The organism is Vibrio sp. CUB2, from assembly GCF_001557945.1.
GTDB classification, from domain to species: domain Bacteria; phylum Pseudomonadota; class Gammaproteobacteria; order Enterobacterales; family Vibrionaceae; genus Vibrio; species Vibrio owensii.
Genome location: NZ_LNRB01000017.1, coordinates 117914 through 125196 on the forward strand (window position 1 = coordinate 117914; position 7283 = coordinate 125196).

Annotated in this window: 6 protein-coding genes; 2 read left to right on the top strand and 4 right to left on the bottom strand. The window is 45.7% G+C overall.

All coding sequences use genetic code 11. From position 1 onward, the window contains the following. The first annotated feature begins 24 nt into the window (after positions 1-24). Positions 25-2742, top strand: coding sequence for an SO2930 family diheme c-type cytochrome (locus ATB78_RS22460; RefSeq protein ID WP_061010611.1), 2718 nt, complete (start codon positions 25-27; stop codon positions 2740-2742). A 125-nt stretch (positions 2743-2867) separates the two neighbouring features. Here the strand turns inward: ATB78_RS22460 and ATB78_RS22465 are convergent, their stop codons facing one another. The 4 genes from ATB78_RS22465 to ATB78_RS22480 all read right to left on the bottom strand — a co-directional run bounded on the left by ATB78_RS22465 (position 2868) and on the right by ATB78_RS22480 (position 6048). Next, positions 2868-4280 (bottom strand): coniferyl aldehyde dehydrogenase, encoded by a 1413-nt coding sequence (locus ATB78_RS22465; RefSeq protein ID WP_061010613.1) that lies wholly within the window; start codon positions 4278-4280, stop codon positions 2868-2870. Positions 4281-4408: 128 nt separating this feature from the next. Further along, on the bottom strand, positions 4409-4819 hold the full coding sequence (locus ATB78_RS22470; protein WP_061010615.1) for a GNAT family N-acetyltransferase: 411 nt from the start codon (positions 4817-4819) through the stop codon (positions 4409-4411). Positions 4820-4990: 171 nt separating this feature from the next. Then, the gene (locus tag ATB78_RS22475) at positions 4991-5578 is read right to left on the bottom strand and encodes a GNAT family N-acetyltransferase (protein WP_061010616.1); all 588 of its coding nucleotides are present in this window, start codon (positions 5576-5578) and stop codon (positions 4991-4993) included. A 17-nt stretch (positions 5579-5595) separates the two neighbouring features. Beyond that, positions 5596-6048 carry an NUDIX domain-containing protein gene (locus ATB78_RS22480; RefSeq protein ID WP_061010618.1) on the bottom strand — a complete coding sequence of 151 codons (453 nt, stop codon included), beginning with the start codon at positions 6046-6048 and terminating at the stop codon, positions 5596-5598. Positions 6049-6198: 150 nt separating this feature from the next. Between ATB78_RS22480 and ATB78_RS22485 the strand changes: the two genes are divergently transcribed. Beyond that, positions 6199-7098 (top strand): DMT family transporter, encoded by a 900-nt coding sequence (locus ATB78_RS22485; RefSeq protein ID WP_009705275.1) that lies wholly within the window; start codon positions 6199-6201, stop codon positions 7096-7098. Positions 7099-7283: the final 185 nt, after the last annotated feature.

Here is a 7283-nt window from a genome sequence, read left to right on the forward strand (position 1 = left end):
ACACTAATTACAGGGAAGCAAATCATGCACGGAATAAACAAAACGGTTGTCGCTGCACTCATCAGTTCCGGTCTTTTGATGGGTTGTAACAGTGACGATTATGATGAACCGCAAACCTCTAGCGGTTATGAATTATCTGAATACGGTACACCAGAATTATGTGGCAACGGTCAGGAATGGGCGAGCGCGGAACAAGTCACCGCAATTGAAAACCTGGTCGAACTTGCCGAAGACAACAGCGTGGTAACACTGCCCGCTGGTTGTTTCAAAATGAATAACCAATTGACGGTCGATTCAAAGAATAACCTCGTGTTACGTGGTGCCGGTATCGACCAAACCTACCTCGACTTCAGTGGTGTGGACGGCAAAGATGGTATTGCCATCAGTGGTGGTTCAAATATCACCGTATCCGATCTCCAAATTGCAGAAGCCTCTAAGAACGGTCTTAAAGCCGACGGGGTTGAAGGCATCATTATTCGTGACGTCGCGGCGGTTTGGCTCGAAGTACCTCGTGCACGTGACGAAGATGGCAACTTACGCGGTACTTACGGCATCTATCCAGTAAAATCTCAAAACGTCTTGATTGAAGATACGTGGAGTTACGGCAGTGCCGACGCGGGTATCTATGTGGGTCAAACCATCGGTGCAGTTATCCGTGACAACGTAGCGGAAAAGAACATCGCCGGTATCGAGATTGAAAACAGTTCGAATGTGGATGTCTACGACAACTTAGCGCTTGGAAACACGGGCGGTGTGCTGCTGTTTGACCTACCGGGCGCGACCACTATTGGTCGCTTGATTGATGATGTACGCATATTTGATAACGTCATTCGCGACAACAACTTAGAGAACTATGTTGATACCACCTGTCAAAATGGACTAGGTGGTTGTGGCGTGGTGGGCATCGTCCCTCCTGGTACTGGCGTCGTCATTCTGTCCGGGCGTAATAGTGAGTTCTTCAACAACACGATTACTAACCACGACTCGATGGCACTTGCGATGACGAGTTACTTGTTGGTGAATGGCGATCCCAACGCTTACAGCCCACTTAATGGGACATCTGAGGGCAATGCCGTTATGCAGGGCTGGAACCCTGTTCCGACCAATATGTATTTCCATGACAACACCATTACCAACACGGGCGCCAATCCAAATGGTTCTCTGATTGAGGATATGATTTTAGCGTACACATTGAATCATCAAGCCTTCCCTGCTCTGTTTTACGATGGCGCGGGTGAGTCACTAATCCGTTCACAAATGTTTGCACCATTGCGTGACGCACTCAACGGTATGACAGGAACAACCAACTGGAATTACCTTACCGAATTTACCGATGCAGACAGCAACTGTTTAGTGAACAATGGCGCAAGTGTCGGTGTACTAGTTGACAATATGGACCCAACCGCAATTGGTCGTTATGCAGAAAACCCAGCCAATGCAGATTTCTTATACGAGAACGAGCAAACAACGCTGCTTACTGCTGGTTGTGATTCTAAGACGCCATTAGACATCAATACCGTCACAATTAATGGCGTTGTGTATGGTTATAATCAAACCGAAGACGGAGCGACGGATCCTGATAACCCAGATACACCAAATGGCATCATTGGCAACGCAAGCTGTACCCTAGACGACGTGGCGGGTATTAACTGGGATGCGATTACTCGTGAAAGCGCGACATACGGTGAAAACTGTGTGAGCTTGTCGCAATACAATCTGTTTGAAGATGCGAAAGATCCAACACAAAACCTCAATTTAGCGGCATCTGCGAAAGGCACTCTGTATGAGATGAACGTTGAACTCTTTACTGACTATGCACGCAAATACCGCTTTGTAGTGATGCCGAACGAGGCTTCAGCAAGCTATCGTGAGCAAGAGGTGTTCGACTTCCCAGTCGGTACCGTATTGATTAAAACCTTTGCGCTACCTTCGAGTACTGAGAATGCTCGTGGTGAAAACGAAGAGCTCATTGAGACTCGCCTATTGATTCGTCGTGACAGCGGTTGGATTGCCTTGCCTTACGTATGGAATGAAGACAAAACCGACGCTTACCTGACTGCCGTATCGGTACCCTTTGAGCGCAGCGTAGAACATAACGGCGAAACGCTTAATTTCACTTATGAAGTACCAAGCCGAAATGAGTGTACCTTGTGTCACAAAGTAGAATCTGATGTCTCCGATCCTACTGGTAACACACAGCCAAAAGGTTTCTCTCCTATTGGTCCTAAAGCTCGTAACCTAAACAGTGTTCAAGATGTCTCTGATGGCTCGCCAGTCAACCAACTTGTACATTGGGAAACGCTGGGGCTATTTACAGAAGCTTTACCAGATACACCAGAGAACTTACCTAAGACCCCTGTCTTTGATACCGAAGCGGGAGCAAGTAATCTAACGGATACTGAGCTACTGGATTACGCCAAAGCGTACCTTGATGTGAACTGTGCGCACTGCCATCGCACCGAAGGTAAAGCGGCGAGTAATCCATTCAAGTTTGAATACTGGCGTGAAGGGATCAGTGAAATGGGTATTTGCGCTCGTGGTATCACCTTCCACAAAGGTCCATCTCCGTATGTGATTGTACCGGGTGATCCAGAAAACTCTGTGCTGCACTACCGCATCAATGTCGACAACGGAAATATGATGCCAGAACTAGGCAGACACGTTGTTCACGATGAAGGTGTTCAGTTAATTGCCGATTGGATTAACTCGATTGATACCACAGGCTGGAACTGTATAGAGTAATAACATCAATGGCTACCAGATGTTTAGGTAGCCATTAACACACTTCAATAGTACGAATTAACAACAAACAAAAACCGCCTCACTGGGCGGTTTTCTTATTCTTTGGTGTTCCAATGTCAGTAGCGTTAACGCATAAAGAACTTCTGCAATGCTTTGATTGCCATACCACGTCGTTCCATCAACATACCTACGCGAGGTAACCACGTTGGTGTATTTAGAACGGTTTTGGCGTGGCTAAAGGTTCTAAATCCTTCTTCGCCATGGTAGTGGCCGATACCAGATTCACCAATACCACCAAATGGCGCATCTTCCGCACCAACGTGTAAGATGGTGTCATTCACCCCAACCCCGCCACTGTGGGTATTACGGGTAATTCGCTCAATAACATTCTTATCTTCTGACATGATGTAGAGAGCAAGTGGGCGTTGATTCTGGTTGATGTGGTCGATGGCCTCTTGGATCTCACGGTAAGGCTTGATCGGCAGAAGAGGACCAAAAATCTCTTCCTGCATGATGACCATATCTTCCGAAACATTGGTCACTAGGTGCGGATATAGTAGTCGCCCCTCTGCGCTCGTCTCGGACACGGTATGTATTTCTGCGCCCTTGGCTTTGGCATCTTCCAATACTGCCTTTAAACGGTCGTACTGGCGCTGATTGATGATATGAGTAAAGCCTTGGTCGTTCTGGCCTTTGAGGTACAGCGCTTCAAAACGTTGTAGAAACAGAGCGACGAACTCGTTGATTTTTCCCTCTGGTACAAAGGCATAATCTGGCGCAACACAAATTTGTCCAGCATTGATGCATTTGCCAAATAGAATCGCATCAACCGCTTTGTTCAAGTTAGCGTCATCTGCCACGATGACCGGAGATTTACCGCCGAGTTCCAACGTAATTGGAGTTAAATTCTCAGCAGCAGCACGAGCAACCGCGCGACCAACGTTGGTTGATCCTGTAAACAGCAGATGATCAAACGGCAATTTACTGAACGCTTGAGCAACTTCCGCTTCGCCCTCTACGACTTCAACATCTTCAGGCAATGCTCGACAAATCTCAGAAATCACTTTGTTGGTCATAGGGGTGAATTCAGAGAGTTTCATCATCACTCGGTTACCTGCGGCAAGTGCAGTCACTAATGGCGATAAACTGAGAATGACTGGGAAGTTCCAAGGCGAAATGATGCCAACCACGCCAACCGGTTGATATTCAACGGTGACTTTTGAAGGAGCAAGCAACAAACCTGCATGACGACGACTTGGCTTACACCATTTATTGAGGCGTTTCAGGGTGTAATTGATTTGCGCAACCGTCGGCAATACATCCGTCATTGCCGTATCAAATTCAGAGCGATAACCGAAATCGGCGCTTAACGCTTCCACCAAGTCTTGCTGGTTATTTAAGATGGTTTGTTTAAGGAGAGTCAGCTTTTGCTTTCTCGAATCCAAGCTCGGATAAGGATCCGTGTTGTATCCGGCTTTGAGCTTATCTAACTTTTGCAGCAGCAGTTGACCAACTTCGACGTCTACGATCGCATTCATGATTTTCTCCTTGTACCCCTGACAACTGACAATGTCGCACTTATGTACGATTTAAACTTAACATAGGTGCAACATTGTGACTATTTAAGAGGTTAGGAAGTTAGAGTTGAAACTCAGATTTCTGTGCATTAGAGCGCAAGCTTCATTTTAAAATACGGCACTTCCGATTTGTAAAAACGTTCACCTTCCGTATGCATTCCAAAACGTTCGTAAAAGATGAGCGCCGATTCTCTTGCATCACACCAAAAATACTCGACAGGAGATAGCTTCAAGTTCACCAAGATATAGCGAACCATTGAAGAGCCAATACCTTGCCCTTGATAGTCAGGTAATATGGCGAACTTACGCAGCCGAGCTTGATTGTCGTCAAGGTATATCGATGCAACGCCGACTAAAACGTCATCAACAAACGCACCATAATGCTCTGCTTCTTCATCACCCTCTACATGACAATGTTCCACAGGCTTACTAGGCCATAATACTTGGTGTCGAATAGGCATGGCTTGCTGCCACGTGATCCGGTTAATTGCAATTTCCATCTCTAAATACCAATGAGTACTCATTCATCGCTGCAATAATGGATTATCTTTTCGAGCATGATAAGTCTCTTATCACTAAAACCTGAATGTAGTTTGTAATTTGTGACAAAGGCTTAAATCGAACAATTTACAACCATAAAACCCTTTTCCAGTAGGCTCTAATTGTTGCGGTTATGCACGCTCTTCTAGCGAATGGCTCGTCTCGTGCTGTGCGTCAAATACCAGCTCATAAATTCCTAATCTCTGGCGAGAATCGAGCATTTCAAAATCATGGTCTACGTATTCCTTTAATACCGCCCCTGCTCGCTCTGCAATCTTGATGCTCGGAACATTGCCTTCCATACAATGGAATTGAATCGCACTTGTCTGCCCTCGCTCACGAACCAATGGCAATAGAACAGATAAACCCTGATCAATAATGCGATGGCCATGCCCCTGCTCGGCGAGCCAATATCCCACTTCCGCCACACCCGTTTCTAGGTTCACGCCTTTCATACCTAACACACCAACAAAGTTCTGATCGAAGCGAATGGCAAACCAATACGCCTCAAACGCGTTAGAGTTAATACGTTGAGATATGTAAGCGACGGCCTCTCTGCGATTCGTCACCCAATCCGTCCAAGGCAAATATTGTGACAAGTGTTCACGGCTCTTATTCACCGCAGCAAGCAAAGGCGTCGCATGCTTTGTCAATAAAGGCTCAATGGAAATGCGCTCTGTGATTTGTCGCAATTGGTGTTTTTCATATCCTTGGTACATCTGGAGAACTCGTTGACCTACTTTTGTTTAATCACTGTGAATGGTGAAGGTTTGCTTTCAACATAGTGCTTCCATACATGCTCGTATAGTTGATGTTGATTGGCAAATGGTGCGAGCTGTTTGGCTTCTTCTAAGGTACACCAACGATAATCAGTATGTTCGTGATTTAGCGCCACCGTTTGATTCGGTTTGCAGAACAAGACAAAACAAGGAATGACCATGATTCGATTCTTGTGCGCCTCATAAAACTGTTCTAGAAAATCTGCGCTATGGAGCTCTACATCTTCGATTTGTGTCTCTTCCTTAAGCTCTCGCACGATGGTTTGCCAGCCAGTTTCGCCTTCTTCCACACCACCAGCGACATGGCACCAATAACCACCTTTGACTCGCTCTAACAACAGCATTTTCTTTATGCCGTCGAATTCGGAAATCACCACACCAGACACATGCGTTGCTTGAATAGGAATCATCCTTTTCTCCTTATGTATTTATTGTTTTTATATCTGAACGAGACAGTCTACCTTGCTTCAAGAAGATCCGGAGTCTTAATCACAAGGTGCTGATCTTTTTGTCAGTCTAGTATGCTAAAGTGCGATCTCCCTCAATAAACGAGCAGTAAGATGCCTAACTCAATCAATTCGATGATTCCCATTGGCGTACGCTTTATGGTGCTGTCCGCTTTTGGCTTTGCACTGATGTCTGCCACCGTAAAACATGTTAGCTTGCACGGCATTCCAGTATTTGAAATCGTAGCAGCAAGGGCACTGGTCTCATTAGTGATCAGCTATCTTGATGTAAAACGCAAAGGCATTTCGGTTTGGGGTAATAATAAACCTCTCCTTTTCGCGCGAGGCGCTGTAGGCACCATGGCTTTGATGTGTGTGTACTATTCTGTTACAACGCTACCACTAGCTGAAGCGACCATTTTCCAGTACATCCACCCTGTATTTACTGCCTTACTTGCGGTTTTCTTCCTTAAAGAACGTATCCAGTCTTCGACGTTTATCTGTATCGCCCTGTGTTTGCTTGGGGTATACGTTATGGTGAGGCCAGAAACCGGTCCAGACGCCGAACATGCTTTACCTATGTTTAGCGTGATGATTGCTATCTTAGGTGCTTTTGGTAGCTCTATCGCGTACGTAATCGTACGTAAGTTAAGCCAGACCGAAGACAGCTCGGTGATCATTTTTTACTTCCCGTTGGTGGCGCTGCCTGCATCGATTCTTTTGATTGGGGATCAATTCGTCATGCCAGATTTGTATCTGACCATGATGCTCGTTTTAGTCGGCGTCTTTACGCAAATAGGACAACTGGGCCTCACGAAAGCAATGCAAACACAAGAAGCAGGAAAAGCATCGGCTTATTCTTATGTACAGATCATTTTCTCTGTCGTTTTGGGCATCGTCTTCTTTGGTGAATTACCTTCGGCGTGGACATACTTAGGTGGCGCATTAATCGTGACAGGCGCGCTGATCAACGTATTTGGTCAGCATCTCAAGTTGCCGTTTATAAAACGATAGCAATCGCCCTTCTACTTACGTTTCGTTTGAACGAAAAACAATAAAGCCAGAGCATCACTCTAATGCCGATCAGTTAAACATTAATCGGCAGATCAATTGAATGATCCCTCCAGTGTGTAAAAATCCGATAGACCCTGTTTATCGGATTTTTTTATGCACGTTTCTCAAGCCCTCGATATCATAAA

Coding starts and splice junctions, on each gene's coding strand:
- ATB78_RS22480 (WP_061010618.1), bottom strand. CDS start 6,048: ATGATTCCTATTCAAGCAACGCATGTGTCTGGTGTGGTGATTTCCGAA.
- ATB78_RS22475 (WP_061010616.1), bottom strand. CDS start 5,578: ATGTACCAAGGATATGAAAAACACCAATTGCGACAAATCACAGAGCGC.
- ATB78_RS22465 (WP_061010613.1), bottom strand. CDS start 4,280: ATGAATGCGATCGTAGACGTCGAAGTTGGTCAACTGCTGCTGCAAAAG.
- ATB78_RS22460 (WP_061010611.1), top strand. CDS start 25: ATGCACGGAATAAACAAAACGGTTGTCGCTGCACTCATCAGTTCCGGT.
- ATB78_RS22470 (WP_061010615.1), bottom strand. CDS start 4,819: ATGGAAATTGCAATTAACCGGATCACGTGGCAGCAAGCCATGCCTATT.
- ATB78_RS22485 (WP_009705275.1), top strand. CDS start 6,199: ATGCCTAACTCAATCAATTCGATGATTCCCATTGGCGTACGCTTTATG.